General features: G+C 72.3%; 24 protein-coding genes and 7 tRNA genes. 9 read left to right on the top strand and 22 right to left on the bottom strand.

Features of this window, described 5'->3' with window-relative positions; translation table 11 throughout:
• Positions 1 to 55: 55 nt before the first annotated feature.
• The 9 genes from IH50_RS0127110 to IH50_RS0127065 form a co-directional block, all read right to left on the bottom strand.
• Positions 56 to 127: transfer RNA gene (locus IH50_RS0127110), tRNA-Val, on the bottom strand.
• A gap of 39 nt (positions 128 to 166) precedes the next feature.
• Positions 167 to 616 (bottom strand): SRPBCC family protein, encoded by a 450-nt coding sequence (locus IH50_RS0127105; protein WP_030867635.1) that lies wholly within the window; start codon positions 614 to 616, stop codon positions 167 to 169.
• Positions 617 to 652: 36 nt separating this feature from the next.
• Entirely contained in the window at positions 653 to 3,388 is a 2,736-nt protein-coding gene (locus IH50_RS0127100) for a hypothetical protein (RefSeq protein ID WP_030867633.1), read from the bottom strand.
• Between the two features lie 99 nt (positions 3,389 to 3,487).
• A complete protein-coding gene (locus tag IH50_RS0127095; protein ID WP_030867632.1) occupies positions 3,488 to 4,087 on the bottom strand; it encodes a hypothetical protein in 600 nt (199 codons plus the stop codon).
• Positions 4,088 to 4,097: 10 nt separating this feature from the next.
• Positions 4,098 to 4,973, bottom strand: coding sequence for a carbohydrate ABC transporter permease (locus IH50_RS0127090; RefSeq protein ID WP_030867629.1), 876 nt, complete (start codon positions 4,971 to 4,973; stop codon positions 4,098 to 4,100).
• Entirely contained in the window at positions 4,970 to 5,926 is a 957-nt protein-coding gene (locus IH50_RS0127085; protein WP_030867627.1) for a carbohydrate ABC transporter permease, read from the bottom strand. The genes IH50_RS0127090 and IH50_RS0127085 overlap by 4 nt, the downstream gene beginning before the upstream one ends.
• Before the next feature lie 14 nt (positions 5,927 to 5,940).
• A complete protein-coding gene (locus IH50_RS0127080; protein WP_030867624.1) occupies positions 5,941 to 7,230 on the bottom strand; it encodes an extracellular solute-binding protein in 1,290 nt (429 codons plus the stop codon).
• 399 nt (positions 7,231 to 7,629) lie between these two features.
• Positions 7,630 to 7,701, bottom strand: a tRNA-Val gene (locus IH50_RS0127070).
• 79 nt (positions 7,702 to 7,780) lie between these two features.
• Positions 7,781 to 8,239 (bottom strand): TIGR02611 family protein, encoded by a 459-nt coding sequence (locus IH50_RS0127065; RefSeq protein WP_030867621.1) that lies wholly within the window; start codon positions 8,237 to 8,239, stop codon positions 7,781 to 7,783.
• 191 nt (positions 8,240 to 8,430) lie between these two features.
• Here IH50_RS0127065 and IH50_RS0127060 point away from each other — a divergent pair, with 191 nt between their 5' ends.
• Entirely contained in the window at positions 8,431 to 8,844 is a 414-nt protein-coding gene (locus IH50_RS0127060) for an SsgA family sporulation/cell division regulator (protein WP_004002642.1), read from the top strand.
• 296 nt (positions 8,845 to 9,140) lie between these two features.
• Positions 9,141 to 9,701, top strand: coding sequence for a CGNR zinc finger domain-containing protein (locus IH50_RS0127055; protein ID WP_030867618.1), 561 nt, complete (start codon positions 9,141 to 9,143; stop codon positions 9,699 to 9,701).
• Between the two features lie 76 nt (positions 9,702 to 9,777).
• On the opposite strand, the gene IH50_RS42125 is transcribed toward IH50_RS0127055, so the two are convergent.
• Together IH50_RS42125 and IH50_RS0127045 are read right to left on the bottom strand one after the other, a co-directional pair.
• A complete protein-coding gene (locus IH50_RS42125; protein WP_179167381.1) occupies positions 9,778 to 9,930 on the bottom strand; it encodes a hypothetical protein in 153 nt (50 codons plus the stop codon).
• Positions 9,931 to 10,101: 171 nt separating this feature from the next.
• Complete coding sequence (locus tag IH50_RS0127045; RefSeq protein ID WP_030867616.1) at positions 10,102 to 10,539, bottom strand: hypothetical protein; 438 nt, start codon at positions 10,537 to 10,539, stop codon at positions 10,102 to 10,104.
• Positions 10,540 to 11,076: 537 nt separating this feature from the next.
• On the opposite strand from IH50_RS0127045, the gene IH50_RS0127040 reads away from it, so the two are divergent.
• Complete coding sequence (locus IH50_RS0127040) at positions 11,077 to 11,601, top strand: DsbA family protein (protein WP_030867613.1); 525 nt, start codon at positions 11,077 to 11,079, stop codon at positions 11,599 to 11,601.
• A gap of 28 nt (positions 11,602 to 11,629) precedes the next feature.
• Here the strand turns inward: IH50_RS0127040 and IH50_RS0127035 are convergent, their stop codons facing one another.
• From IH50_RS0127035 to IH50_RS0127025, 3 genes are read right to left on the bottom strand one after another with little or no spacing between them, the layout of a single operon-like run.
• Positions 11,630 to 12,454, bottom strand: coding sequence for a GNAT family N-acetyltransferase (locus tag IH50_RS0127035; RefSeq protein WP_030867610.1), 825 nt, complete (start codon positions 12,452 to 12,454; stop codon positions 11,630 to 11,632).
• A gap of 52 nt (positions 12,455 to 12,506) precedes the next feature.
• The gene (locus tag IH50_RS0127030; protein WP_030867609.1) at positions 12,507 to 13,328 is read right to left on the bottom strand and encodes an aminotransferase class IV; all 822 of its coding nucleotides are present in this window, start codon (positions 13,326 to 13,328) and stop codon (positions 12,507 to 12,509) included.
• Complete coding sequence (locus IH50_RS0127025; protein WP_030867606.1) at positions 13,325 to 14,377, bottom strand: chorismate-binding protein; 1,053 nt, start codon at positions 14,375 to 14,377, stop codon at positions 13,325 to 13,327. Before IH50_RS0127025 ends, IH50_RS0127030 begins: the two co-directional genes overlap by 4 nt.
• A 154-nt stretch (positions 14,378 to 14,531) precedes the next feature.
• Between IH50_RS0127025 and IH50_RS0127020 the strand changes: the two genes are divergently transcribed.
• From IH50_RS0127020 to IH50_RS0127000, 5 genes are all read left to right on the top strand, one after another.
• A tRNA-Gly gene (locus IH50_RS0127020) sits at positions 14,532 to 14,604 on the top strand.
• Positions 14,605 to 14,641: 37 nt separating this feature from the next.
• Positions 14,642 to 14,715: transfer RNA gene (locus IH50_RS0127015), tRNA-Cys, on the top strand.
• A gap of 1 nt (position 14,716) precedes the next feature.
• A tRNA-Val gene (locus tag IH50_RS0127010) sits at positions 14,717 to 14,788 on the top strand.
• A gap of 35 nt (positions 14,789 to 14,823) precedes the next feature.
• Positions 14,824 to 14,895: transfer RNA gene (locus IH50_RS0127005), tRNA-Val, on the top strand.
• 43 nt (positions 14,896 to 14,938) lie between these two features.
• Positions 14,939 to 15,010 (top strand) — tRNA-Val (locus IH50_RS0127000).
• Positions 15,011 to 15,070: 60 nt separating this feature from the next.
• Here IH50_RS0127000 and IH50_RS0126995 read toward each other — a convergent pair.
• From IH50_RS0126995 to IH50_RS0126980, 4 genes are all read right to left on the bottom strand, one after another.
• Complete coding sequence (locus tag IH50_RS0126995) at positions 15,071 to 15,349, bottom strand: zf-TFIIB domain-containing protein (RefSeq protein ID WP_078914109.1); 279 nt, start codon at positions 15,347 to 15,349, stop codon at positions 15,071 to 15,073.
• A 101-nt stretch (positions 15,350 to 15,450) separates the two neighbouring features.
• Positions 15,451 to 16,377 carry an aminoglycoside phosphotransferase family protein gene (locus IH50_RS0126990; RefSeq protein ID WP_030867599.1) on the bottom strand — a complete coding sequence of 309 codons (927 nt, stop codon included), beginning with the start codon at positions 16,375 to 16,377 and terminating at the stop codon, positions 15,451 to 15,453.
• Positions 16,378 to 16,725: 348 nt separating this feature from the next.
• Positions 16,726 to 16,905, bottom strand: a complete 180-nt coding sequence (locus IH50_RS0126985) for a hypothetical protein (protein ID WP_030867596.1) — start codon at positions 16,903 to 16,905, stop codon at positions 16,726 to 16,728.
• Between the two features lie 197 nt (positions 16,906 to 17,102).
• Positions 17,103 to 17,378 carry a hypothetical protein gene (locus IH50_RS0126980; protein ID WP_030867592.1) on the bottom strand — a complete coding sequence of 92 codons (276 nt, stop codon included), beginning with the start codon at positions 17,376 to 17,378 and terminating at the stop codon, positions 17,103 to 17,105.
• A gap of 195 nt (positions 17,379 to 17,573) precedes the next feature.
• On the opposite strand from IH50_RS0126980, the gene IH50_RS0126975 reads away from it, so the two are divergent.
• On the top strand, positions 17,574 to 18,860 hold the full coding sequence (locus IH50_RS0126975) for a protein kinase domain-containing protein (protein ID WP_030867590.1): 1,287 nt from the start codon (positions 17,574 to 17,576) through the stop codon (positions 18,858 to 18,860).
• A gap of 30 nt (positions 18,861 to 18,890) precedes the next feature.
• Here IH50_RS0126975 and IH50_RS0126970 read toward each other — a convergent pair whose 3' ends face one another.
• From IH50_RS0126970 to cbiE, 4 genes are all read right to left on the bottom strand, one after another.
• Positions 18,891 to 19,709 (bottom strand): TrmH family RNA methyltransferase, encoded by an 819-nt coding sequence (locus tag IH50_RS0126970; RefSeq protein WP_030867588.1) that lies wholly within the window; start codon positions 19,707 to 19,709, stop codon positions 18,891 to 18,893.
• A gap of 1 nt (position 19,710) precedes the next feature.
• Positions 19,711 to 20,943 (bottom strand): uroporphyrinogen-III C-methyltransferase, encoded by a 1,233-nt coding sequence (cobA, locus tag IH50_RS0126965; protein WP_030867587.1) that lies wholly within the window; start codon positions 20,941 to 20,943, stop codon positions 19,711 to 19,713.
• A gap of 268 nt (positions 20,944 to 21,211) precedes the next feature.
• Positions 21,212 to 24,994, bottom strand: a complete 3,783-nt coding sequence (gene cobT, locus IH50_RS0126960) for a nicotinate-nucleotide--dimethylbenzimidazole phosphoribosyltransferase (RefSeq protein ID WP_030867586.1) — start codon at positions 24,992 to 24,994, stop codon at positions 21,212 to 21,214.
• A 369-nt stretch (positions 24,995 to 25,363) separates the two neighbouring features.
• Positions 25,364 to 26,575, bottom strand: coding sequence for a precorrin-6y C5,15-methyltransferase (decarboxylating) subunit CbiE (cbiE, locus tag IH50_RS0126955; RefSeq protein ID WP_030867584.1), 1,212 nt, complete (start codon positions 26,573 to 26,575; stop codon positions 25,364 to 25,366).
• Positions 26,576 to 26,586: the final 11 nt, after the last annotated feature.

The following is a 26,586-nucleotide window of genomic DNA, read 5'->3' as shown; positions in this document are numbered from 1 at the left end:
AGCACCGCGGGAGATGCAAGAAGCCGGTCCGTCGGGGACGGACCGGCTTTCCCGGTGGGCGATACTGGGTTCGAACCAGTGACCTCTTCGGTGTGAACGAAGCGCTCTCCCACTGAGCTAATCGCCCGGGAACGCACTGAACAATACAGGTCCGGGGAGGGTTCCTTCAAACCGCTTGCAGGTGGGCGGCCAGGCCGCGCCGGCCGGCCCGCATCATCAGCGCGTGGTTGGCGCGGAGGAGGGGCCGTCCGGGCACGGCGAGCAGGCGCAGCAGCGGCTTGCGGACGTCGACCTCCTGCTCGTAATGGGCGAGGCAGCCGTGGGGTCCCAGGCGGGTGACGGTCCAGCGGGCCCATCCGTCGAGGTCGCCGGAGAGGCCGGCCTCCAGGATCCCGGTCTCCGGGTCGCGCCGGCCCGCCCGCACGGTCGAGGTCAGGTCGTACGGCAGGAGGGAGCGGATCGTGACGATCCCGCTGGTGTCGTCGAGTCTGGTGACGTCCCGTACCTGGGGCCACCACAGGGGGTAGTCCTCGATCCGCTCCAGGACGCGGTAGACCACCGGGGCGGGCGCGGACAGGGTCCACAGACTGCGGAAGCGGTGATGGTTCCAGTCCATGGTCGCCGTGTTCCCGTCCGCGCCCGTTGTGTGCGTCTACGGCATCCGGTCCCCGAGCAACGACAGCAGCTCGATGGCGGCGAGGCCGTAGAGCGCGGTGTCGTTGGTGGACACCCAGGTGGCCTCGGCACCGGCGACCAGGGCCGTCGGGCCGTCGATCTTCTCGGTCCTCCAGGGTGCCGATTCCTTGTAGCCGTCGGAGTCGTAGAACTTCTGCCAGGCCCTCTCGGCGAGCTTCTCGTCGCCGGTCCGTACGGCGGCGTAGGCGTCGAGGCGGGAGTGGCCCTGGAAGAGGATCAGGCTGCCGAAGTGGGAGCCGTAGCGGGCGGTCTGTTCCGTCTTGCTCGCGTTGAAGTAGCGGCAGTAGTCGTAGTAGGCCTCGTTGAACTCCGGCATGTCGACGAGGTCGATGAGTTCGGCGCAGAGTTCGTTCAGGCCGAAGACGGCCGACAGGTGGGAGACCTCGACCTTGGGGGTGTCGGCGACGGCGAACCTGCCGGTGTCGAGGTCGTACAGGCCGCTGCCCTGGACGAAGCCGTTGGGCTGGGCGGCGATGGTCTCCATGGTGGACAGGACGCGGGCCTTGGCCTTCTCCCACTGGGGGCCCTTGCGTTCCCACTCGGTGAGCCAGGCGGAGACCAGTCCGCTCCAGTCGGTGCCGAAGCCGATCGACAGGGCGTTGCGGTCGGGCGTGTACGGCTCGGTGCGGATCTTGCGCAGGGGGTCGAGGGCGAGGAAGGTCTCGTCGGAGTCGACGCATGCGTGCATGAGGTCGCCGACGCGTTCGTCCGCGGTGAGGAAGTAGTAGTAGCGGCGGTAGGTGGTGTTGGCGATGCGCTGCTGTTTGGCGCTGTCGGCGAAGTGCTGGACGCCGTGGCGGGTGCCGAGGCCGGCCCATTCGCCGATGTGGTAGACGTCGACCTCGCCGGTGTGGCGGGTCATCGCCTCGGCGAAGCGGAAGATGTCGGCGCGGCCGGAGCGCAGGTACGCGTACCAGAGCCACAGGTCGGGTGAGAGTTCGGAGTTGTCCCAGGCGTAGCCGCCGACGTCGTAGCGCCACTGGTGCCGGACGGTGTCGTAGGTGTGCATGATGTCGCCGTAGTCCCAGAAGCCGTACCAGCGGCGCTGTTCCACCTGGTCCTTGTAGTAGGTGAAGAGGAAGTCGAGATGGTCCTCGATCCTGGCCTTGGCGGCGGTGGAGCGGTCCGGTTCGGCGAACAGGCCCTTGCCGAAGACGCCCGCCGTGATGAGCTGCCTGGGCGGGGCGGCGAGCTGCGGGAGGACGCGGACGGCCTCGACCTGTTCGGTGAGCTTGTCGGCGCTCGGGGTGGACGCGTTGGCCCAGAAGAGGAGTTCGGAGGTGCGGGCGATGCCGTACGGGGTGCCGAAGCCGGGTTCGTAGTCCTCGTAGGTGATGTTGAGGCCCTCGAGCTGTTCGGGGAAGGTGTCCTGGCCCATGCCGTCGTGGTAGAAGCGCAGGTCCATGGGCTGGGCCTCGGGTGACCAGAGCCAGAGGGTGACCTCGGCCTCGTCGGTGTGGGCGTCGCGGATGTCGAGCTGGGCGGGGTGCTTCTCCCAGAAGTCGCGCAGGCCGAAGGAGAGGCCGCCGCCGACCCCGCCGACGTAGCCGAAGCCGGAGGCGCGCCGGCCGCCGCCGGCGCCGATCCAGCCGTAGCCCTTCTTGGTGCGCTTGCGCACGGTGAAGCCGTCGGCGGAGAGCTGGGAGAGGGTGTAGTCGCCCCATTCGGGGATGTACTGGAGGCGGGTGGTGACCCGCTGGTCCCAGGTGGCGGGGTCGGGGAGCTTCTCGCCGGCGAACTGGGCGGCCTGGACGGCGGCACCGGGGTCGCGGCGCAGTCCGGTGATGCCCTTGACGGCCTCGCGGAGCAGGCCGGTGCCCTCGCCGCCGAGGCGGATGTGGCGGTCGTAGGACTCGTCGCGCAGGGGGACGGTGAAGCGGACGCCGAGGCCGCGGATGAAGTCGCCGCTCGCCTTGCCGGGCTCCTGCTTCGCGTCGTAGGTGATGGTGTGCACCATGCGGAAGGAGTCGGCGCCGGCGTAGAAGTAGAGGCGGACGGAGAAGGGCAGCAGGCTGCGGTGGCCCTTGCGGTGCTTGCCGTCGATGCGGACGACCGCGCGGACGGGGCCGTCCTGTTCGACGGTGACGTCGGTGACGGCGCCGTCGAAGCGTTCGGTCCTGACGGTGGTCTGGTCGCCGTCCTCGTACTCGGGCTGGCGCAGGACGACGAGGCGGCCGTCGCGGGCGATCTCGGTGGAGCCGCGACGGACCGATCTGACGATCGTGGAGCCGGACGTGCCGATCCTGGCGGTGATGACGCCGGTGGAGACGTCGATGGTGCCGCCGCGCTTGTCGACGGTGATCTTCTTCTCGGGTGCGGCAGGTGTCCCGGTGGTCAGGGTGAGCTTGCCGGAGCCCGAACTCACGGCGTGTGCCGTCCACTTGAGGGAGCCGTCGGGCCAGTAGGCGAGCGGCCAGGACTGGACGGGTACGGACTTGCCGTCGGCGTCGGTCAGCGCGAAGGTCTGGTCCTCCTGGTGGGCGCCCTTGGGCCAGGGCACGCCGACGGTGGAGCCGGGGGCCGCGCCGAGGCCGCCGTCCTCCAGCCAGTCGAGGGTGACCGGGTCGGCGTCGGCGGTTTCCGCGCGGGGTGCGGCGGCGGCGTTCTGCGTTCCCAGGGCCCAGCTGAACTGGGCGGCGGCTCCGGCGACGGCGGCCGCCTTGAGCAGGGATCTGCGGGGGATGGGGGACATGGCCTTTCCTTTCCGTTGCGACACCGCAAGGTGATGTCAAGGGCATGACAGAGAGAGGTCCGGCGGCGGAGCGCCGGCCTCGGGAAGGGGCACCGCCCGTCAGCGGTGCCGGTACCGCTCCTCCACGGCGACGGCCGCCGCCGCGACGGCCCCCAGGACGGGGACCGCCAGCGGCGGGACGAACCCCGCGGACAGGGCCACCACGGCCAGCCCGCAGACGACCAGGAAGGATCCGGCGGGGTCGAGCACGGTGCGCCGCCCGGCGTCCGCGAGCAGCGCCCGCCAGGTGGTGCCGGGCGCCCAGACGGCGGCCGCCCGCAGCAGGGCCACGGCGGCCCCGATCAGCGCGAGGACACCGACGGCCCCGACGAGCGGCCCGCCGGGGAGTCCGGCCCGTACGGCCAGGACGTCCACCCACACCGCGGCGGCCACCGCCCACCCGGCGAGCCCGACGGCCCACCCGCCGCGCACGGCCGCGCGGAAGTCCCGGGTGAACTCCCGCAGGCCGCCGCCCTGGTGGGTGGTACGGCGCCGCAGGTGCCGCGCGCCGGCGGCGAAGGCCGCGGGGTAGGTGACGACCCCGAGGCAGGCCACGGCGATCCACACGCCGGTGAGCAGGCACTCGGCGAAGACCCCGAAGCGCTCGCCGAACACGGACTCCCTGCGCGCGGTACGGGCCTTCACGCGTGCTTGCGCCATGGTGACCGCCTCAGCCCTTCAGTCCGGAGGTCGCCATGCCGTCGATGAGGTAGCGCTGGAAGGCCATGAAGAAGGCGATGACCGGCACCAGCGCCACCAGCGACATCGCGATCATGCTGCCGTAGTTGGAGACGCCCTCCTGGTCGCGGAACATCATCAGGCCGAGCGAGACGGTGTACTTCTCGGGGGTGTTGAGGTAGATCAGCGGCCCCATGAAGTCGTTCCAGGCGTTGATGAAGGTGAAGATGGCGCTGGTGATGATCGCGGGCCGGCTCAGCGGCAGCACGATCGACCAGTAGGTGCGCAGATGCCCGCAGCCGTCGAGCTTGGCGGCCTCGTCCAGTTCCCTGGGCAGTCCGCGCATGAACTGCACCATCAGGAAGACGAAGAAGGCCTCCGTGGCCAGGAACTTGCCCGCGACGAGCGGCACCAGGGTGTCGGTGAGCTCCAGGTTGCGGAAGAGCACGTACTGCGGGATGAGCAGCACGTGGTACGGCAGCAGCAGCGTGCCGATCATCAGCGTGAAGAGCAGGTTCCGCCCGGCGAACCGGATCTTGGCGAAGGCGTACGCGGTCAGCGAGCTGGACAGCACGACACCGGCCACGGCGAGAACCGCGTACACCAGCGAGTTCCAGAAGAAGCTGCCGATGGAGATGCCGGAGATGCCGTCGGCGAGCCCGGAGAAGTTCTCCCAGACCGGCGCGGTGGGCAGCAGGTCGAGGCTGGCGATGATGTCCTTGCTCGGCTTGAACGAGGCGCCGACCACCCAGACCACGGGATAGAGGACGACCGCGAGGACGAGGAGCGCGCCCACGTGCCAGGCGATCGATCCGAGGCGCCGCCGCTCGTTCGCGGCGGGCAGGGCGGGGCTGGTGGCACTGGTCACTTGGCGGCCTCCTCGTAGTGCACCCACTTCTTCTGCGACCAGAACAGGACCGCCGTCACGAGCGCCACCGCGACCACCAACGTCCAGGCCATCGCGGAGGCGAAGCCCATCTGGGCCTCCTTGAAGCCCTTCTGGTAGAGGTAGCAGGTGTAGACGAGCGTGGCGTCGGCGGGCCCGCACCGGGTGTCGGAGACGACGTAGGCGGAGCCGAACACCTGGAACGCGTGGATGGACTCCAGCAGCACGTTGAAGAACAGCACCGGGGAGATCATCGGCAGGGTGACGTTCCAGAACCTGCGCAGCGGTCCGGCACCGTCCATCTCGGCGGCCTCGTACAGCTCCTGCGGGACCTGCTTGAGGCCGGCCAGGAAGATGACCATGGGCGCGCCGAACTGCCAGATGCTGAGGGCGACCAGGGCGTAGATGACGTAGTCCGGGTTGCCGATCCAGCCGCCCACGTCGAACCCGAGGACCTTCTGCGTACGGTCCACGACCGCGTCGTCCGAGAACAGCGCCCGCCACACGAAGCCGACGGAGACGCTGGCGCCGACGAGCGAGGGCATGTAGAACGCGGCCCGGTACAGGCCCTGTCCGCGCCGCTTCTGGGCGAGCAGCAGCGCGACGCCGAGCGCGAGCAGCAGTTTCAGGGGGGTCGCCACGACGACGTACTTGAGGGTGACCTCGACCGACTTCTGCCAGCGCGGGTCCTGGAACATCGTCGTGAAGTTGTCCAGGCCGATCCACTGGGGCGGCGTGAACAGGTTGTAGCTGGTGAACGCGTAGTAGAGCGACGCGATCATCGGCCCCGCCGTGAGCAGCAGGAACCCCGCGATCCACGGCGACATGAACAGGTAGCCCGCGAGGGTCTCGCGGCGCCGCCCGCGCCGCCCGGCGGCGGGGGCGGCGGGCCGCTTCCCGGCCGGGCGCGCGGGCGCTTCCTTGACGAGCGTCATGGTGGTACGTCCCCTCAGCCGGCGAACGCGGCCTTGGCCTCGCCGAACAGTGCCTTGGCGGCGTCGGCCGGCTTGGTCTTGCCCTGGGCGACCTCGCCGCCGATACGCAGGAACGCGGCCTCGATGACATCGGCGCCCGACGGGTGCGGGGTGATCTTGCCGAGGACGCCGGCCTCGGCGACCTGCTCCTCGTAGGCCGCGACACCCTTGTTGTTGTCGTCGGCGGGCGTGAACGCCTCGTACTGCTCGGTGGTGGCGAGGATGCCCCGGTCGTAGCCCATGATCTTGCCGACCTCGGGGTCGTGGACCATGAAGTCGATGAACTGGGCGACCTCCTTGGGGTGCTCGGTCCCGGAGAAGGCGCTCAGCATCAGCGAACCGAGGTACTGGCCGGTGGCCTTGCCGTCCGTGGTGGGGATCGGTGCGAGCCCGTAGTCCGACTCGCCCTCGCCCTCGTAGCGGATGGAGAAGTTGTCCCAGGTGAACTCGGACGCCGCGAGGCCCGCCGAGAGCGCGGACTTGGGCTTGACCTGCTCGACCTTCTTCGGGTCGGCGACGAGCCCGGACCGTACGCGCTTGTAGCCGTCCTCCCACCACTGCGTCAGGTCGTCCTCGGTGAAGCCGAGGTCGGTGTCCGTGAAGAAGGCCTTGCCGTTCTGGCGCAGGTAGAGGTCGTAGAGGTACATGATGCTGAAGTAGCCGGTGTCACCGGCGATCTTCAGCTTGTCCTGGATCGTCTGCAGCGCGTCGAAGTACTCGTCCCAGGTCCAGCCGAACTTCGCCTCCACGCCTGCCTTCTCGAAGGCCTTGAGGTCGATGACGAGCGACATGGTGTTGGCGCCGACGGGGACGGCGATCTGCTTGCCGTCGACCTGGCCGTTGGCCAGGACGCCGTTGCGGAAGTTCTCCAGGCTCAGATTCCCCGCGTCGGCCTGCGACTTGAGGTCCAGCAGAACACCGCGCTTGTCGTACTTACGCAGGAAGCCGACCGCATTCTGGAAAACGTCCGGCGGATTCCCGCCGGAGGCCTGGGTCTGGAACTTCTCCCAGAACGCTTCGTAGTCGGTGAATTCAGGCTTGATCTTGATCTTCGGGAACTTCTTCTCGAAGAGCGCGATCGTCTTCTTGATGGCGATGGTGCGCGGCTCGCCACCCCACCATGCGTAACGGATCGTCACCGCCCCGTCCCCCGAGCCGCTGCCGCCACCGCAGGCGGTGGCCGTCGCGCCGATTCCCGCGACGGCCAGCGAGGCCCCCGCCGCTTTGAGGATCGTCCGCCTCTCCACATTCCCGCCCTGCTGCATATGAGCCTCCCCGCGACGTTCGCGTCCGCCTCATGAATCGTTTCAAGTAAGCGCTTGCTGGCACAAGTTACGGAGGGCCTACGGGCGCGTCAATGATTCGGACAGGAATTCATGGGCGCCGCGATCCGGCACCGGCGGCGGCCGGCTCGCCCGCAGGGCTCAGCCCGGGCGCAAACGCCCAGATGACAGCCCCGCGACCGACCGGCCGAACATGCCGGAGCCCACCGGGACGGGTACGGCGGAAGGTCACGGTTGGATGAAGACGGCCGGAAGCGGAAGGCCCCGGGGACACCGGAAGGGCCCTCGCCCGGCGACACCCGCCGCGGACGCGCCACGCCGGCCGCACACGACGAGGCGGCCCGGCTCACCAATCGTGAGCCGGGCCGCCTGATGATCCGGTGGGCGATACTGGGTTCGAACCAGTGACCTCTTCGGTGTGAACGAAGCGCTCTCCCACTGAGCTAATCGCCCGGACGCAGGAAGAACATTACCCCATGTCAGGGGGTGCCCGTGACCAGCGGGGGCCGGGTCGCGCGACCCCCGCCGCGGATCACTGGTCCTTGATCTTCCAGGGCATCTGGAGACCGAACTTCCACAGGTAGATCCCGGCCAGCACCGCGATGATCACCACGCCGATCGAGGTCAGGATGATGTTCCGGCGCCGCACCCTGGGGTCCAGGGCGCGCTGCGCCGCCTCGGTGACCTTGCGCTTGGTCCAGCGCAGCACCAGCTGGGCCCAGACGAACTCGGTCGCCCAGATCGCCATGCCGCCGAAGATCACGACCCAGCCCGGTCCCGGCAGCGGCAGCATGATGATGCCGGCCACCACGACCGCCAGGCCGACGATGAAGACGCCGACCTGCCAGCTCAGATGCAGCGCGCGGCGCGCCTTGATGAATTCCGGTGCCCTCGAGCCGAGCCCCCGCTCGACCTCGCTCTCGCTGTCGTCCACCGTCGCCCCGTGGGCCGCCACGGCGGCCTCGCCAGGCTTGTCACTCCCCGTGTTCATGCAGCCAAACACTACCTGAGCGAAAGACACCACCGGAATGGGTGATGGGCGCGAACGATCTTTCGGCCGGAAGAGTTACGTAATCCCACACAAAACACTCAGAGGGGTTTACAACGGCACCGTAGGTGGCATGTCGATTTGGCCGACGTGCGAATCCCCGAGCGCACACTGAGCGAAAGGCCCTGGCGCTTATGAACACCACGGTCAGCTGCGAGCTGCACCTGCGCCTCGTTGTGTCGAGCGAGTCCTCCCTGCCTGTCCCCGCAGGCCTGCGGTACGACACGGCCGACCCCTACGCCGTGCACGCCACCTTCCACACCGGAGCCGAGGAAACCGTCGAGTGGGTGTTCGCCCGCGACCTCCTGGCCGAGGGACTTCACCGCCCCACGGGTACCGGCGACGTCCGTGTCTGGCCGTCGCGCAGCCACGGTCAGGGCGTCGTCTGCATCGCCCTGAGCTCTCCGGAGGGGGAGGCCCTGCTCGAGGCCCCGGCAAGGGCCCTGGAGTCCTTCCTGAAGCGCACCGACGCCGCCGTGCCGCCCGGCACGGAGCACCGGCACTTCGATCTCGACCAGGAGCTCTCGCACATCCTGGCGGAAAGCTAGGCGAGGCTCGCGAAGCCGCCCGGCGCCGTCGACTCGGGGAGACGGCTCGGGCCCGGACAGCCGCATATGGCTCACACAGAACGGCGCCGACACCGCGGGGTTCCGCGGGCGGCGCCGTCGTGCTGTGCGCACGCCGAGCCGGTGTCGGCCGAACGGGTGATCGGGAACGACGGCCGGTCTCCGCGCGTTGCACTCGAAGCCATGTGCGGAGCGGGGAGGTACGGGGTGCGCCGGAGCCACTACCATCGGCCAGCATCGGCGGGCGCCTGCCCGACCCCCAGGCCAGGGAGCGAACTGTGCTGATCACCCATGACACCCGGTGCGCGCTCGACACCGTGGTGGACCTGGTGAACTCCGCGCCGGAGGACGACACGACACCGGAGGGACTGCCGGACGTCGCGGCCCTCGAGGAGTTCGTGCGGCGGCACGAGGTCAGCGAGGTCGGGGTGCTCACGGAGTTCGACCTGGCCGCGGTGCGCAAGATCCGCGGCCGGTTCGCGTCGGTCTTCGCCGCTCCGGACGCCCGCGCGGCCGCCACGCTGATCAACGAGCTGATCGCGGCCGCGGGCACCACGCCCCGGCTCACCGACCACGACGGCTACGACTGGCACGTGCACTACTTCGCGCCCGGCGCCTCCGTGGCGGACCATCTGGCCGCCGACTGCGGGATGGCGCTGGCGTTCTTCGTGGTCGCCGGGGAGCAGGAGCGGCTGCGGCGCTGTGAGGCTCCGGACTGCCGGCACGCCTTCGTCGATCTCTCCCGCAACCGTTCGCGCCGCTACTGCGACAGCCGCACCTGCGGCAACCGTCTGCATGTGGCCGCCTACCGGGCGCGGCGCAAGGAGGCGGCGGGCTGACACCCACGCGGGCGAAGCCGCTCGATGCCGTGCCGACGCGGTCCCGACGGGTGACGCCGGGTACCGCGGGTACGGCTCACAGCCACAGCAGATCGTGCAGGGCGGCCATGAGCAGCAGACACCCGATCACCGCCAGGAAGATCATCAGCGGTGGCTGGGAAAGGGCGAAGAGGCATCCGCGCGGCTCGTCCTGCTGCGGCGCGGCATCGCTCTGTGTCGTGTCCAGCATCTCGCGGCGATGATGACGCATCGGGAGCGCCCGACGCGATCAACGCTCACGGAGTGAGTGTTGATCGCCGATTCCGCGATCTACGGTTCGGATTGTGATCATTTCCGGGCGCTCACGGACCCACTGTGACGTTTCTGCCGGTCGCGCGCATTCACCCGTGGCGCGCCACCGTCATATGCCGTGCTTCTTGAGGATGGCCTCGATGTCGCTGAAGTCGTCCTCGCCGCGGGAGGCGGCAGCGGGACGGGCCGCCGGGCGGGACCCCTGGCCCAGGGAGGGCGCGGAGGCCCCGGGAGCCACCGCCTCGGGTCGCGCCGCGGCCCGCGCGGCCTTGCGCTCCTTACGGGTGCCGCCGCGCCGGCGCTCCACGGTGCGGGTGGTCGCGAACAGCACCCAGGACAGGCCAAGCACTCCGAAGCCGGCCCATGCCGTCGGGCTGAAGGCGGTGTCGGCCAGCCAGTCGACGGCGCCGGCCATCACCAGGCCGAGGGGCACGAGCGAGTAGGCGGCGATGCGGGCGGCCGCGAGGAAGCGCTTGCGGTAGGCCGTGACCGCCGCGATGCCCAGGCCTGCCGCGGAGACGGCGGAACAGACGGTCTCGGCAATCATCCGGTCCTCCAGGCAGGTGGGGTTGCTGTGGCGCTTCGTCCCTTCCATCCTGCACCTGTGGGGCCCGGCCGGGCCATGCTCCGGCCGGACATCAGGGACATCTCCGGGTCGGTGATCCTCCGCAGGTGCGAGCACCGGTACGGCCGGGGGCGCGGTGACCGGCGTGTTCCCGGCACCCGGCGCCGGCGCTCCCCCGCCAGGGGCTGCCGCCCCCGGACTCCCGCTTCGGTCCTGAACGGGCCTCGTCCTCAAGCGCCGGACGGGCTGGGACGCGGCCGCCGAACGAGCTGGAAAGACACTCCGGACGGACTGGGACGCAGCACCGGACAGGCTGAAGAGACGCGGGACCGGACCAGGACATGGTGCCGGAGGGCCGGAGGGACGCACCGGACGGACGGAGGACGGCCCTTCGGACGTCTGATCGGGTGGTCCGGAGTCCGACTGGGAGGTTCGGGGCCCGGCTGGGAGGTTCGGGGCCCGGCTGGGAGGTTCGGGGCCCGGCTGGGAGGTTCGGGGCCCGGCTGGGAGACTGTGACCATGAGTGACTCCTCCCCCGCCCGCCCCGCCGCCCCCGTCCTCGACGTCTGGTGCGAACTGCAGTGTCCGGACTGCCGGAGCGCCCTCGACGACCTCCGTGCCCTGCGGGCCCGCTACGGCGACCGCCTGGAGCTGCGGCTGCGGCACTTCCCTCTGGAGAAGCACAAGCACTCCTTCGCCGCCGCCCAGGCCGCCGAGGAGGCGCTGGAACAGGGGCGGGGATGGCCGTACGCCGAGGCCGTGCTGGAACGGGTCGAGGAGCTGGACCGCCGGGGAGAGGGCTTCCTCGTCGAAATCGCCCGGGAACTCGGCCTGGACGCGGAGGAGTTCGACACCGCGCTGATCGACGGACGGCACATCCTGATCGTGGACGCGGACCAGGCCGAGGGCAAGGCGATCGGGGTGACGGGCACCCCGACGTACGTCATCGGCGGTGAGCGCCTCGACGGCGGCAAGAGCCAGGAGGGCCTGCGCGAGCGCGTCGAGGAGATCGCGGACCGGCTGCTGGCCGAGCAGGAGGGCTGACCCCGGGCTCCGCGGGTCCCGCCCGCCGTCACAGGAGCGGCTTGTACATCGAGTACTGCGTCGTGCCGTAGCCGAGGGAGTCGTAGAGCCGCTCGGCCGGGGTGTTGCCGGCGAACACGTTGAGGCCGATGGTCCGGTTCCCCGCGGCGACCGCCTGGGCCTCGGCGAGCAGCATGAGCGAGCGTCCGTGCCCCCGGCCGCGGTGGGCGGCGTCGGCCTCGACGTCGAAGACGTAGGCCTGTTCCCCGCGCACCGACAGCCACAGGGTACCCACGGGCGTGCCCTCGTGTTCGAGGACGCTGAAGAGCATGTCCTCGGTGGCGTGGCCGTCGGGCAGCAGCGCGGCCTGGTCCTTCGCCACCTTGGCCCGCGCCTCGGCCTCCGGCACCCCGCGCCGGATCCAGTCCCCCGCGTACTCCTCCAGGCTCTTGGCCGACCAGGGCCCGAACTCGTCCTCGGTCATGGGCCGGGCCGTGCTGCCCTCCGGAAGCACGGGCGGGGTGTCCGCGAGGGCCTTCTCCATGGCCCGGTTGCGTACGACGTAGCCGAGCGCCGTGGCCAGCCCGAGGGCGGCCCGGGCGTCGGCGGGGACCGTCGCCTCGATGCGGCGGCACCCCCAGCCGCGCGCCACCTCCTCCGCGGCGAGCGCGGCCACCGTGCCCCGGCCACGCCGGCGGTCCGGCTCCTCGATGAGCAGGCTCGTGATCCGGGCGACGGCATCGCCGAAGACGGGATGGGTGCCGAGATCGACCGCCCCGACGGGACGGCTGTTCACGCACACCTGGTAACGGCGCGAGCGCGTGCCGTCGGGGTTCTGCTGAAGCGGCTCGGCCGGCCGCAGGGTGGTGGTCATCAAGGGTGTTCTACCCGTTGCCGCACCCCAGATCAGCTGATTTTCGGATCCGTCACGGATCGAGGTCGGCCCCGGAGCGCTCGTCGAAGATCCGCATGGCCTTGGCGGTCACCGGGCCGGGGGCGCCGGGCAGTTCGCGGCCGTCGACGCGGTGCACGGCCTGGACGTCGCGCAGGGTGGAGGTGAGGAAGACCTCCTCGGCCCGCTCCAGCACGTCCAGCGGCAGGTCGGTCTCCTTGGCGCCGGTCCACTCGACGGCGAGGGCCCGGGTGATGCCGGCGAGGCAGCCGGAGGCGAGCGGCGGAGTGTGGAGCTCGCCGTCGAGGACGACGAAGACGTTCGACCCGGTGCCCTCGCAGAGCTGTCCGACGGTGTTGCCGAACAGCGCCTCGGACGCGCCCCGCTCGTGGGCGCGGGCGAGCGCGACGACGTTCTCGGCGTACGAGGTGGTCTTCAGGCCGGTGAGCGCGCCGCGTTCGTTGCGGGTCCAGGGGACGGTGATCACGGCGGTGGAGTCGGGGCGGCGGGTGGTCTCCCCGAGGGCGGCCACGAGGGTCGGGCCGTGCTCGCCGCGGTCGGAGCCGAGCGGGCCGTGGCCGCCGGTGTAGGTGAGGCGCAGCCGGCCGAGCGGCATCGGGTTGGCCTCCAGGACGGCGGCGCAGGCGCGGCGGACCTCGTCGAGGTCGGGGTCGGGCAGCCCGAGCCCGCGGGCCGACCGGGTCAGCCGGTCGAGGTGCCGGGTGAGGGCGAACGGACGGCCGTCCACGGCCTTCACCGTCTCGAAGACGCCGTCGCCCACGGTCAGTCCGTGGTCGAAGACGGAGACACGGGCGGACTCGGTGTCCCGCAGCCCGCCGTCGAGCCAGATCTTCACCTCTGGGTCCCTTCACTCGTCTCGTACGTCCCCGACGCTACCGCGAGCAGCCGGGAGGCCTTCAGTTCGGTCTCCCGCCACTCCCCTTCGGGGTCGGAGCCCCAGGTGATCCCGGCGCCGGTGCCGAACCGCAGGACGGCGTCGCCGTCCGCGGTCCGGTCGATCCAGAAGGTGCGGATGCCCACCGCGAGCACGCCGGTGCCGCGGTCGGCGTCGACCCAGCCGATACCGCCGCAGTACGGGCCGCGGGGCGCCGTCTCCAGCGCGTCGATGATCCGCAGCGCGCTGGACTTGGGCGCGCCGGTGACGGAGCCGGGCGGGAAGGCGGCACCGAGCAGCTCGGGCCATCCCGCGCCGCCTCGCAGCTCGCCCCGCACGGTCGACACAAGGTGGACGAGACCCGGGTGCTTCTCGACGGCGCACAGGTCGGGCACGGTCACCGTGCCGATGTCGCAGACCTGTCCGATGTCGTTGCGGACCAGGTCGACGATCATCACGTTCTCGGCGTAGTCCTTCTCCAGCAGGTCGTCCTCGGTCCGCCCGGTCCCCTTGATCGGCCCGGACTCGACGACCCGTCCCTCCCGCCGCAGGAACAGCTCGGGCGAGGCGGTGGCGATCTCCACTCCGTGGCCGGGCAGACGGATCGTTCCGGCGTACGGGGCCGGGTTCCCCCGGGCGAGCAGGGCGGTGAGGGCGTCCACGTCGGCGCCGGCCGGCACGGGCGCGGACAGGACGCGGCAGAGGTTCGCCTGGTAGACCTCGCCGGCGGCTATGCGGTCGCGGATACGGCGTACGGCCGTCGTGTACGCGTCCCGGTCGAGCGAGGACGTCCAGTCACCGGCCGCCGGCCCCCGCCAGGCCCCCGGCACGGGGGCGGGGACCCGCTGCTCCCGGACCTCCTGAAAGCGGGCGCAGGTCAGGCGGCCCTCGAAGTCGGCGGCGACGGCCCAAAACCCCGTGGAATCCAGGGCCGCGGGGTCGTCGGTGACGTCGAGGAGTCCGGTGGCGACGCGGTCGCCGAAGCGGGCGAGAGGTGTCAGGTCCAGCACGAGGCGAGTCTATGGCGGGCGCGGTTCCGGCGGCCCGGGTACGTCCGTGAGCGGGCGCAGCGCAGCACGCTGCACAAACGGGTTTTTGTACTGGCCCCGGAATCCGCTAGAGTTCAGTTCGTCGCCGGGACGCGCAAGCCGACCGAAACGACAGGCGGACGTAGCTCAGTTGGTAGAGCGCAACCTTGCCAAGGTTGAGGTCGCGAGTTCGAGCCTCGTCGTCCGCTCGAAGGAAGAGGGGGCTTCCCGGTCCCCTACACTCCTGGTGGAGTGGCCGAGAGGCGAGGCAACGGCCTGCAAAGCCGTCTACACGGGTTCAAATCCCGTCTCCACCTCCACGGACGATTAGCTCAGCGGGAGAGCGCTTCCCTGACACGGAAGAGGTCACTGGTTCAATCCCAGTATCGTCCACTCGGATCTCCGGATCCTGGATCTTCGGATCCCCCGCGCGATTAGCTCAGCGGGAGAGCGCTTCCCTGACACGGAAGAGGTCACTGGTTCAATCCCAGTATCGCGCACGCAGTGCCCATGATCCGCTCCATGGAGTGGTCGTGGTCCCGAGGACGATTAGCTCAGCGGGAGAGCGCTTCCCTGACACGGAAGAGGTCACTGGTTCAATCCCAGTATCGTCCACACCACCCGAAGCCCCCGGTCCCGCGACCGGGGGCTTCGTCGTGTCTCCGTGTGTCTCCGTCAGCTGGAGAAGAGCATGTGCCCGAAGCTCTTGTGGCGGTGGTGGCCGTGGTGGCCGCCGTGCGGGGCACCCCAGGCGGGGGCCGGCGCGGCGGGGTAGGCCTGCGGGGCGGCGGGCGGGGCCGGCGGCGCGGGCTGCGACCACTGGGACTCCAGCCGGGTCAGCGACTCCAGCTCGCCGTAGTCGAGGAAGATGCCCCGGCACCCGCTGCACTGCTCGATCTGGACACCGTTGCGGTTGTAGGTGTGCATCGGGGCATGGCACTTCGGACACTGCATGATCGATTCAACTCCTGGCCGGTCGTTCCTGCTTCGCGTATCGCCAGGACAGACTCTGCCCGGCTGCGGGTCGGTTGCACCCTACGCCGGGAAACTTCCACTCACCCCGTCGGGAAGGCGGGACCGACGGAACCCATGCGCGCGCAGGCGTCGACCAGCGACCGCTCCACCTCGTCCAGGGGCCGGCCGGCCGCGACGGCCTTGGTGACGGCACGGGCGGCGGTCTGGGCCGTGAGGGCACGGGCCGGGACGTCCAGCACGGTCCAGGGGTCGCCGTTGGACGGTACGGCCGGGCCGCCGGCCGCGCGGTAGGCGGTCAGGAAGCGGTGCCACTCGTCGGGGGCGAGCAGTCCGCAGGCGTACCAGGCCGCCGGGCGGGCCAGGTCCCATGCCGGTACGCCGGTGCCGAGGTCGTCGACGTCGATGAGCAGCCAGGGGCCGTCGTGCGCGGGGTGGCGTATGAGCTGGCCGAGGTGAAGGTCGCCGTGGCAGAGGGTGGTGGTGTCCGGCATGGGGGCCTCACCGCGGGCCCAGGGCGGGAGGGCGGCCCAGGCGTGCAGGACGGGGGCGGTGGCGGGGTGCCGGGGGGCGGTGGCGCGGATGAGGGCGATGGCGCGGGCGGCCTTGGCGGGGCCGCGCATGGGGGGCACGGCGGTGGGGGCGGGGGCCCGGTGGAGGCGGGCGAGGAGGGTGGCCGCGGCTTCCCAGGGCGCGGCGTCCGGGTCGTCCGGATCCACGGGAGTGCCGTACGGCCAGTGGGTGACGAGTCGTCCGTGCAGTTCGGTGGGGGCCGGGGTGAACGGGGGAAGGAGGATGCCGGGGAGGCGGGTGGCCACGGTGAGACGGAGGGTCAGCTCGGTGGGGTCGGCGTCGGGGGCGTGGGCCTTGGCGACGGTGTCTGCGTGTCGTACGACGGTGGCGTCCTCGCGGACGGCGAGGGTGGTGGTGGTGCAGTGGCAGGTGCGGGGGCTCGCGTGGGCCGCTGCCGTGACGTGGGCTGTCAGGGCGGGGAGGAGGTCCGTGGTCACGGGGTGAGGGTACGGGGAGGTTGCCGGGGCGGCGTGGCCCCGCGCTTGCGGGTGCTCCGGGTCGGGGTGGGCCGGGGGTGTTCACGCGGCCCGGCGCTTGCGGGGTGCCGTCGCGCCCACCCGTGCCGCCCTGGGGGTACCTCCCAGGCCCTTAAGGCACTGGGGGAGGCACGATTGCCCGCGGATGGCGGATGGCGGCCTGCAGGGGCACGGAGCGCGGGCAGAGCAATGCCGGCGCAGCTCCCCAGCTGCGCCGGCATTTTTGCCGTCCGCCGCACCCCCGTCCCCACGGGGTTTCATGGGTGGATGTCCCCGCCCGGACCGCTCTTCCGGGCCTGGGGTCGCTGTTCAGCGCCCCAGCATCTCGCCCACGGACGACGCCTGTGTGGCCACCGTCTCCCACCCGTCGAAGACGAGGAGGAGCAGGACCGCCAGAGGAAGGGCCATCAACGTCGCCACCAGCGGATGACGACGACCCTCGCCGCGCTCCCGCGTGCGGATCAGTGTCCGCGGTGCCGTGTACGCCATGGTCCCTCTCCTGGCCGTTTCTGTTGTCGTTGACAGCGGCGGGCGTCTGACCTCGGGGGACGAGTGCTGCACCCGCCGCTTGACCTCAAATCTAGGCGCCACGCCCTCTCCCGACGTCATGCCCTCGTACCGATTGCCGGGCCTCCCGGAGGATGAGCCCTTCCCCACGGCGTACTCCCCTGGGTGGAGACGGGGTCCTACGTCTCAGGGACATCCCCGAAGGGCCGCCCGCTCTGCCCCGCTTTCTCCGAGCCGTCCTCCCGCGGCACCGGCTGCTCCACCAGCGCGAGCACCCGGTTCGCCATGAACCGGGCGGTCCGCACGACCGTGCCGCTCCGGGTGACTTCGCTCACTTCGACGACCCCCCGCCGCACCGCCGTCTCCACCCGGCGCCCCGCCCTGCTCGCCACCACCTCGTACGTACGCGTCGTGTCCCCCGCGTCCACGACGATCTCCACACGGTCACCCTTCATGCGATCAATCCCCCTTCGCCGTCGGGTGGTTGGAAGCACCGGCCGCGCGAACCAGGTGTGCCCGCGCGCTCCCTGACCACTCTTCAAGTCTCCCACCCACCACTGACAATCCACCGCTCCGAGAGGGCGCGGCCTCTGCGCACGGGCGGCCGTGGAAACGTAAGCTGTGGCACGTCACAGGACCGGGCAGCGGGGATGAACATGGCGATGATGCGCCTGAGGCGCGAGGACCCGCGCGTCGTCGGCTCTTTCAGGCTCCACCGACGACTCGGCGCGGGCGGGATGGGCGTGGTCTACCTGGGCTCCGACAAGAAGGGGCAGCGGGTCGCGCTGAAGGTCATCCGGCCCGATCTGGCCGAGGACCAGGAGTTCCGCTCCCGGTTCGCGCGCGAGGTCTCGGCGGCCCGCCGCATCCGCGGCGGCTGTACGGCCCGGCTGGTGGCCGCGGACCTCGAGGCGGACCGTCCCTGGTTCGCCACGCAGTACGTACCGGGACCCTCGCTGCACGACAAGGTCGCCGACGAGGGGGCGCTCAGCGCGGCCGACGTCGCCGCCGTCGGCGCGGCCCTCTCCGAGGGGCTGGTCGCCGTGCACGAGGCCGGTGTGGTGCACCGGGACCTCAAGCCGTCCAACATCCTGCTGTCCCCGAAGGGGCCGCGGATCATCGACTTCGGCATCGCGTGGGCGACCGGCGCGTCGACGCTCACGCACGTCGGCACGGCGGTCGGCTCCCCCGGCTTCCTCGCCCCGGAGCAGGTGCGCGGCGCGGCCGTCACCCCGGCCACGGACGTGTTCTCGCTGGGCGCCACGCTCGCGTACGCGTCGATGGGCGACTCGCCCTTCGGGCACGGCAGTTCCGAGGTGATGCTGTACCGCGTGGTGCACGAGGAGGCCCAGCTGCACGGCGTCCCGGACGCCCTGGCCCCCCTCGTCCGCGCGTGCCTGGCGAAGGACCCCGAGGAGCGGCCCAGCACGCTCCAGCTGTCGCTGCGGCTCAAGGAGATCGCCGCCCGGGAGGCCCAGGGCCTCGCCGACGTGCGTCCGCCGGCCCCGCGCGGTGCCGAGACGGAGCGGCCCACCGGACGCCTCGCGGACACCTACCCGGAGCGGGCGCAGCGCCGGCAGGGCGGTCAGGGAACCCCGCCACCGCGCGGACGCGGCCCCGCGCCCAGGAACAGCGGCTCCTCCCCCGGACGGAACAGCCGGAGCGTGCCCCCTTCCCGGAGCGGTGGCCCGCGCGACAGCTCCCCGCGCGGAGGCGCTCCGTCCCGCAAGGGACCGCGTCCCACGCCGGCGTCCCGGAACACCACCCGGTCCGGTACCGGCACCGGTGCCCGCCGTCCGGGGCCCCGGACGACCGGGACCGGCCTGCGGCCCGCCAACCCGCGACTGCTCAGGCAGCGGCTGTTCGTGTTCGTCGTCGTGACGCTGGTCGTCGCGCTGGGCATCACGCTGGTGCAGGGCTGCCAGGGCCCCGGGTAGGGGCCCGCCGGCACGGCACCGGCCGGGCCGCTATTCCCGCGGGCGCCCGGTGGCCACCGCGTAGAAGGCGACCGCCGCGGCGGCTCCCACGTTGAGGGAGTCGACGCCGTGCGACATCGGGATGCGGACCCATTGATCGGCGGCGGCCAGGGCCCGGTCGGAGAGACCGGGCCCTTCCGCGCCCAGCATCAGCGCCACCCGGTCCATGCGGTGCGGTGCCACCTCGTCCAGGGGCCGGGCCTTCTCGCCGGGGGTGAGGGCGAGCAGCTCGAACCCGGCCTCGCGCACCGCCTCCAGCCCCTTGGGCCAGGTGTCCAGGCGGGCGTACGGCACGGAGAAGACCGCGCCCATGGAGACCTTGACGCTGCGGCGGTAGAGGGGGTCGGCGCAGTCCGGGGAGAGCAGGACGGCGTCCATGCCGAGGGCCGCCGCGGAGCGGAAGATCGCGCCGATGTTGGTGTGGTCGTTGACCGACTCCATGACGACGACGCGGCGGGCGGTCCGGAGCACGTCGGCCGGTGCGGGCAGCGGTGTGCGCTGCATGGAGGCGAGCGCGCCGCGGTGCACGTGATAGCCGGTGACCTGTTCGGCGAGCGCGGGGTCGACGACGTACACCGGGGCGGTGGCCCGGTCGATGACGTCGCGCATGACGTCGACCCACTTCGCGGACAGCAGCATCGACCGCATCGCGTAGCCCGCTTCCCCGGCGCGCCTGATGACCTTCTCGCCCTCGGCGATGAACAGGCCCTCGGCTGGTTCGCGGCGGCGGCGCAGTTCTACGTCGGTCAGGCCGGTGTAGTCGTGCAGCCGCGGGTCGGCGGGGTCGTCGACGGTGATGAGTCCGGCCATGTCACGCCGTCCCGCGCGGGCCCACGGCGACGACCTCGCCGATGACGATGACGGCCGGCGGCTTGACCTCCTGGGCGACGACCGTCTCGGCGACCGTGGCGAGGGTGGCGTCGACGCGGCGCTGGGCGGCCGTGGTGCCCTCCTGGACGAGGGCGACCGGGGTGTCGGGGGACTTGCCGCCCGCCACCAGGGTCTCGGCGATCCGGCCGATCTTGTCGACGCCCATGAGGACGACGAGGGTGCCGGTCAGCTTCGCCAGGGACGCCCAGTCGACCAGGGAGCGCTCGTCGTCGGGGGCGACATGGCCGCTGACCACGGTGAACTCGTGGGCCACGCCCCGGTGGGTGACGGGGATGCCGGCCGCGCCCGGAACCGAGATGGAGCTGGAGATGCCGGGGACGACGGTGCAGGGGATGCCCGCTTCGGCGAGCGCCTGGAGTTCCTCCATGCCGCGGCCGAAGACGTACGGGTCTCCGCCCTTGAGCCGGACCACGGACTTGCCCTGCTTGGCGTGCTCGATCAGCGCGTTGTTGATGGCCTCCTGGGCCATGAACCGGCCGTAGGGGATCTTCGCCGCGTCGATCACCTCGACGTGCGGCGGGAGTTCGGCGAGCAGGTCGCGGGGGCCGAGCCGGTCGGCGATGACGACGTCGGCCTCGGCGAGCAGGCGGCGGCCGCGCACGGTGATCAGGTCCGGGTCGCCGGGGCCGCCGCCGACGAGGGCGACGCCCGGGGTGCGGGTGCGGTGGTGCGGGGCGACGAGGGTGCCGTCGCGCAGGCCCTCGACCACGGCGTCGCGGATGGCGGCGGTGTGGCGCGGGTCGCGGCCGCGTGCCTTCGTCGTGAGGACGGCCACGGTGACGCCCTCGCTGGAGCCGGTGGCGGGGGTCCACGCCGTGGCCGCGTCGGCGTCGTCCGAGCGGACGCACCAGACGCGGTGTGCTTCCGCCTCGGCGGAGGCGCGGGTGTTCGCGTCGGTGTCGCCGGTGGCGATGAGGGCGTACCAGGCCTGCGCGAGGTCGCCCTCGGTGTAGGGACGGCGGTGCCAGGTGATCTCGCCGGCGTCCGCCATGGCCTCCACGGAGGGGGTGGCCTCGGGGGACACCAGGTGGATGTCGGCACCGGCGGCGATCAGGGCGGGGAGGCGGCGTTGGGCGACCTGGCCGCCGCCGAGTACGACGACCCGGCGGCCGGTGAGGCGGAGGCCTACGGGGTAGGCGGGGTGTTCGGCCATCAGGTGAGGCTCCTCGGGCGAGCGGTGGGTCAGCGGGCACGCTGCGGCTTCGGAGCGAGCCTGACGTGGGAATTTTATGCGCGCGTCCGGTGGGGGCCGGGGTGGGTGTGGTATTTCCCCCAGCCCGCCCCTTCCCGGAACCGGGGGCGCCACCCCCGGCCCCCGCACGTGCGGGTGGGTGGGCGGCTGTGCCCACCCGTTCCGCCTGGAGGTACCGCCCGGACCCTTGAGGTACTGGAGGGGGAACGACTGCCCACAGCCGCCGGGGCTACTTCTCGGTCACCCCTGCCGAATCGAAGGTCGCCACCTCGTGCATGGCCCGTGCCGTGCTCTGCACGAGCGGAAGGGCCAGGAGGGCGCCCGTGCCCTCGCCGAGGCGGAGGTCGAGGTCGACCAGGGGGCGCAGGCCCAGTTTGTTGAGGGCGGCGACGTGGCCGGGCTCGGCGCTGCGGTGGCCCGCGATGCAGGCGGCCAGGACCTCGGGGGCGATGGCCCGGGCCACCAGGGCGGCGGCGCCGGCGCTGACGCCGTCCAGGATCACCGGCGTGCGCAGCGACGCGCCGCCGAGGAGCAGGCCGACCATGGCGGCGTGCTCGAAGCCGCCGACGGCGGCCAGGACGCCGATGGGATCGGCCGGGTCCGGCTGGTGGAGTTCCAGGGCGCGGCGCACGACCTCGGTCTTGCGGGCGAGGGTCTCGTCGTTGATGCCGGTGCCGCGGCCGGTGACCTCCGCCGGGTCGGCGCCGGTGAAGACGGAGATGAGGGCGGCGGACGCGGTGGTGTTCGCGATGCCCATCTCGCCGGTGAGGAGGGCCTTGTTGCCGGCGGCGACCAGGTCGCGGGCGGTCTCGATGCCGACCTCGATGGCCTTCTTGGCCTCCTCGCGGGTCATCGCGGGCCCGGTGGTCATGTCGGACGTACCGGCGCGGATCTTGCGCGGCAGCAGACCGGGGGTGGCCGGGAGGTCGGAGGAGACGCCCACGTCGACGACGCAGACCTCCGCCCCGACCTGGGCGGCGAAGGCGTTGCAGACCGCTCCCCCGCCGAGGAAGTTGGCCACCATCTGGGCGGTGACCTCCTGCGGCCAGGGGGTGACGCCCTGGGCGTGCACCCCGTGGTCGCCGGCGAAGATCGCAACGGCCGCGGGTTCCGGGATGGGTGGCGGGCACTGGCGGGACAGGCCGGAGAGCTGGGCGGAGATGATCTCCAGCATGCCGAGCGCCCCGGCCGGCTTGGTCATGCGCTTCTGGCGCTCCCACGCCTCGCCGAGCGCCTTGGCGTCCAGCGGGCGGATCTGTGCGACGGTCTCGGCGAGCAGGTCGTGGGGGTCCTCTCCGGGCAGAGCGCGGCGGCCGTACGTCTCCTCGTGCACGACCCAGGACAGCGGGCGGCGCTTGGACCAGCCGGCCTGCATCAGCTCGGGCTCGTCCGGGAACTCGTCGACGTAGCCCACGCACAGGTAGGCGACGACCTCGAGGTGCTCGGGGAGCCCCAGCGCGCGGACCATCTCGCGCTCGTCGAAGAAGCTGACCCAGCCGACGCCGAGGCCCTCGGCGCGGGCGGCGAGCCAGAGGTTCTCGACGGCGAGCGCGGAGGAATACGGCGCCATCTGGGGCTGGGTGTGGCGGCCGAGGGTGTGCCGGCCGCCGCGGGTCGGGTCGGCGGTGACGACGATGTTCACCGGGGTGTCGAGGATGGCCTCGATCTTCAGTTCCTTGAACTGCTTGGCCCGGCCCTTGGGGAGGGACTTGGCGTAGGCGTCGCGCTGGCGCACGGCCAGTTCGTGCATGCTGCGCCGGGTCTCGGCGGAGCGGATGACGACGAAGTCCCAGGGCTGCGAGTGGCCGACGGAGGGCGCGGTGTGGGCGGCCTCCAGGACGCGGAGCAGCACCTCGTGCGGGATCGGGTCGCTGCGGAAGCCGTTGCGGATGTCCCGGCGTTCGCGCATGACCTTCAGGACGGCCGCGCGCTCGGCGTCGTCGTAGCCGGGTGCGGCCGGACCGGTGGGCCGTGCGGCTTCCGCGTCCACGCCGGCGCCCTGGGTGTCGAGGTCGTCCGGGTTCTGCGCGGGTTCGGCGTCCGCCTCGTGGGGTTCCCCGGCGGGGGCTGCCACGCCCTGGGGCGGGGTCGGCGCGAGGTGCGGGGTGGCGGGCACGGTGCCGTCCACGGGGACGAACTCGCCCACGGGCCGGTCCGGCTCCGGGAAGACGGTGCCGGTCAGGGGGGCGGCGGGGGTCTGCTGGGGGCCCTGGACCGCGCCCGTGTCGATCACGGGGGTGGCGTCGGCCGCCTCGTCGGCGGCATGGGGGGCCTCGGGCGCGACGGCGGCCGGGGCCTCGGGCGCGGGGGTCTCCGCGAGGGCTTCGTCGCCCGCCGCTCCGGGAACAATCTCTTCCGCTTCGACAGCGGGGGGTACGGCGGTGTCGGCGCCCGGCGCGGGGGCGTCCGGGGAGGCTTCGGAAACCCCGTCGTGCTCCGGAGCGAGAGCCTCCGCGCCCGTCACCGGAACGGCCTGGACGGTCTCGGGCTCCTCGGCGGCGCCGGCACCCAATGCCTGGACGGCCTGAGGTACTTCGGCCGTCTCACCGGCCTGCGGCACCGCGGCATCGGTACCCGACGTCCGAACGTCCTGAACGGCCTCGGCCACCTCGGCACCCGGCACCTGAACAGCCTGGTCGGCCTCGGCCGCCTCACCGGCCTGCGCCGCGACGGCCTCGGCACCCGGCACTTGGCCGGCCTGAGGGACTTCGGCCGTCTCACCGGTCTGCGGCACGGCGGTCTCGGCACCCGGCATCGGAACGGCCTGAGACACCTCAGCCACCTCACCGGCCTGCGCCGCGACGGCCTCGACACCCGGCGCCTGAACGGCCTCGGACGCCTCGGTCCCCTGTGCGGCGGCCTCCGGTCCGGGCTGCTGAACGGCCTGCGGTGCCCCGGCCTCCTGGGTCTGGTCCGGTGCGGTGGTCACCGCACCTGGTGCCTGGGCGTCCTGCGGCGCTTCGGCTCCCTGCGCGGGCACGGCGGTCTCCGCGCCCGCCGCCTCGCCGGCCTGGGGTGCCGCGGGGGCGGGACCCGGTACCTGAGCGCCGTGGGAAGCGTCCGCCCCCGGAACGTACGCGGAGACGGCAGCCTGAGCGGGGTCCGGCTCGGCGACCGGTGCCTGACCGGTCTGCGGCGCCTCGGCCGCCGGGGCGTGCTCCGGCTCCGTGGGCCCGGTGCCCGGCGTCTCGGCGGCCGGGGGTGCCTCCGGCTCCGGAGCAGCGGGCTCGGGTACGGGCGCCTGGGCCGCCTCGGCGGGCTGCGGTGCTCCGGCCCCCTGCGCGGGCTCGGCGGCGGACGTGCCGGACGGACCGTGATCCGCGGCCGGAACCGGGACGGGCCCCTGTTCCCCGCCCTCGGCCGGGGCACCCACCGCGACGGCGGCGACCGCGCCCCCGGTGTCCTGCTGCACCGCCCCCGCCTCCGCGGCGACGCGGGTGACGACCGCCTGGGCCGCGTCCATCGGCTCCGAAGCCGGAACCGGAGCCGGAGCCGGAACAACCGTTTCGGCGGCCGTCGTGGCCTGCGCGCCCCAGGGCGCCGCGGCCTGCGGTACCGCCGCCTCGCGCGCGTGCGGGATGTCGAGGTACTCGGGGCCGAGGGACGGCGGGCCGGCCTGGCGGGCCGGCACGTCGGCGGGACCGCGGTCGGCGAGGGAGCGCACCGGGCCGGCGTTGACGTGGGGAATGGGCGGGCCGAGGTGCAGCGGGCGGCGCGGTGCCGGCTGCGGCGGCTCGGGGAGCCGGACGCCGCCGAGGTCGACCGAGCCGCTGTCGCGGCCGGCCGTCTCGTGCGGGCCCGGCTGGTGCACGGTCTCGACGACCGGCTCGGGCGCGGGCGGGGCGATCTCGTTGCCCCAGGCGCTCTGGGCGCCGGGCAGCAGCAGGTCTTCTTCCTCTGCGGGACTGTCGGAGAGGTAGGTGTACGCGTCGGGCGCGGGGACGCCCGGCTGCTCCACCATGCCTGCGTTCTCCGGCAGTCCCTCGCCCGGGACCTGGCCGGTGTCGGTCATGCGTACCCCTCGCCCATCGGTTAGTGCTCCTACGACCAGCTCACCCGGAACGGCGCACCGACCGCCCCACACTGAAGAACGAGCGTGCGTCCCCAGCGGCACGAACGGCGCGTCCGTAAAAGGCGACAAAGCCCTTCACCGTCATTCTCGCGGCCGTACGGCCGTCGCGTCAGCTTGATCGGCGACGGTTCCGCTGTGGACTGCGCCACGTTGCGCGTCCTCCGGTTCCTGCTGTACCACGACCCACCCCAAAACGGGCGCGCTTTTTGGACATTGGCCGACGAAGCGCCGGGTGTCCGGGTGCGGTACAACGATCGGCCAGCCTACCTCGCGCGGTCGGACAATCCGATCACGGGGACGGGAATCGGATCAGCTGTCGCGCGCGGGCAGCACCCCGCTGAGCAGGAACGCGACGCTCCGTTCCTTCTCCGTCCAGGCCTTGGTGTCGAGTTCGACGGACTGCAGCAGGGCGCACTCCACCTGGTAGCCGTGTTCCGCGAGGTTCCGGCCGACGAGTTCGGCCCCGTCGCGGGTGGCGGCGTGCGTGACGATGCGTTGCGGACGGCGGTCGGCGACCGCGGAGACGACGGCCGCTCCCCCGCCGCCGACCCGGACGACGTCCGGCTCGGGGAGGTTCTCCAGGACGTGCGGGGCGGTGCCGTGGACGATCTGGAGCTGGACCCCGTACCGGCGGGCGGTGGACTCGGTGCGGGCACAGGCGTCCGGGTCGCTGTCGACGGCGATGACGGCGGCGCCCGCGCGGGCGGCATCGGTGGCGAAGGCGCCGCTTCCGCAGCCGATGTCCCAGACGAGGTCGCCGGCCCGCGGTCCGAGCCGGGCGAGTTGGGAGACGCGCAGCGGTTCCCGCTCGCCCTCGCCGAGGTCGCCGCCGTACTCCCCGGCCGGCAGCGACCAGCCGCGGGGGCCGGCGGAGGGGTCGCGTCCGGCGATCCAGCCGCCGGGCTCACCGGCACCGGTCCGGCCGCCGACGACGATGACGACATTGGGGTCGCGCCAGGTGTGGTCGGCGGCCTTGTCGGAGGTGACCACGCTGACCCGCTCGCGCTCGGTGCCGAGTTCCTCGCAGATCACGAAGGTGCGGTGGACGCCCTCCATGAGCAGGCCCAGTTCGGCGGGTCCGGCGCCGGGCGAGGTGAGAACCGCGACCTTGGTGTGGGCCCGGCACACATTCACCGCGCGTCGCAGGGTGCGCGGGTGTGCGACGACCACGTGGGCGTCGTCCCAGGGCATTCCGGCGCGGGCGAAGGCGGCGGCGACGGAGGACACGCCGGGGACGACCTCGACCTCGAGGCCGAACTCGGGTGCGCGCAGGGTCCGTACGACGCCGAAGAAGCCGGGGTCGCCGTCGGCGAGGACGACCGCGGTGCCGCGGTGGGCGGCGATGCGGCGGGCGGCGAGGGCGACGGAGCCGAGCCGGACGCGTTCGGCACCGGGGGGCACCTCGGGAAGTGCCAGATGGTGGGCGGCGCCGGCCACCAGTGTGGCGGCGCCCAGCGCGGCGCGGGCCGCGGCGGTCAGCGGCGAACCGTCCCAGCCGATCACCGTGACCCGGTCGGCCATCGTCGTCAGTC

Origin of the sequence: Streptomyces sp. NRRL S-37 (genome assembly GCF_000721605.1) — a bacterium.
Classification (GTDB): Bacteria; Actinomycetota; Actinomycetes; order Streptomycetales; family Streptomycetaceae; genus Streptomyces.
Note: the sequence above shows the minus strand (reverse complement) of the source record. Positions and strands in the feature narration are given on the sequence as shown.

Bases quoted from the DNA above. Each gene is read 5' to 3' on its own strand.
- IH50_RS0127105 (WP_030867635.1), bottom strand. From the start codon at position 616: ATGGACTGGAACCATCACCGCTTCCGCAGTCTGTGGACCCTGTCCGCG.
- IH50_RS0127100 (WP_030867633.1), bottom strand. From the start codon at position 3,388: ATGTCCCCCATCCCCCGCAGATCCCTGCTCAAGGCGGCCGCCGTCGCC.
- IH50_RS0127095 (WP_030867632.1), bottom strand. From the start codon at position 4,087: ATGGCGCAAGCACGCGTGAAGGCCCGTACCGCGCGCAGGGAGTCCGTG.
- IH50_RS0127085 (WP_030867627.1), bottom strand. From the start codon at position 5,926: ATGACGCTCGTCAAGGAAGCGCCCGCGCGCCCGGCCGGGAAGCGGCCC.
- IH50_RS0127080 (WP_030867624.1), bottom strand. From the start codon at position 7,230: ATGCAGCAGGGCGGGAATGTGGAGAGGCGGACGATCCTCAAAGCGGCG.
- IH50_RS0127065 (WP_030867621.1), bottom strand. From the start codon at position 8,239: ATGAACACGGGGAGTGACAAGCCTGGCGAGGCCGCCGTGGCGGCCCAC.
- IH50_RS0127060 (WP_004002642.1), top strand. From the start codon at position 8,431: ATGAACACCACGGTCAGCTGCGAGCTGCACCTGCGCCTCGTTGTGTCG.
- IH50_RS42125 (WP_179167381.1), bottom strand. From the start codon at position 9,930: ATGCTGGACACGACACAGAGCGATGCCGCGCCGCAGCAGGACGAGCCG.
- IH50_RS0127045 (WP_030867616.1), bottom strand. From the start codon at position 10,539: ATGATTGCCGAGACCGTCTGTTCCGCCGTCTCCGCGGCAGGCCTGGGC.
- IH50_RS0127040 (WP_030867613.1), top strand. From the start codon at position 11,077: ATGAGTGACTCCTCCCCCGCCCGCCCCGCCGCCCCCGTCCTCGACGTC.
- IH50_RS0127035 (WP_030867610.1), bottom strand. From the start codon at position 12,454: ATGACCACCACCCTGCGGCCGGCCGAGCCGCTTCAGCAGAACCCCGAC.
- IH50_RS0126995 (WP_078914109.1), bottom strand. From the start codon at position 15,349: ATGCAGTGTCCGAAGTGCCATGCCCCGATGCACACCTACAACCGCAAC.
- IH50_RS0126985 (WP_030867596.1), bottom strand. From the start codon at position 16,905: ATGGCGTACACGGCACCGCGGACACTGATCCGCACGCGGGAGCGCGGC.
- IH50_RS0126980 (WP_030867592.1), bottom strand. From the start codon at position 17,378: ATGAAGGGTGACCGTGTGGAGATCGTCGTGGACGCGGGGGACACGACG.
- IH50_RS0126975 (WP_030867590.1), top strand. From the start codon at position 17,574: ATGAACATGGCGATGATGCGCCTGAGGCGCGAGGACCCGCGCGTCGTC.
- IH50_RS0126970 (WP_030867588.1), bottom strand. From the start codon at position 19,709: ATGGCCGGACTCATCACCGTCGACGACCCCGCCGACCCGCGGCTGCAC.
- cobA (WP_030867587.1), bottom strand. From the start codon at position 20,943: ATGGCCGAACACCCCGCCTACCCCGTAGGCCTCCGCCTCACCGGCCGC.
- cobT (WP_030867586.1), bottom strand. From the start codon at position 24,994: ATGACCGACACCGGCCAGGTCCCGGGCGAGGGACTGCCGGAGAACGCA.
- cbiE (WP_030867584.1), bottom strand. From the start codon at position 26,575: ATGGCCGACCGGGTCACGGTGATCGGCTGGGACGGTTCGCCGCTGACC.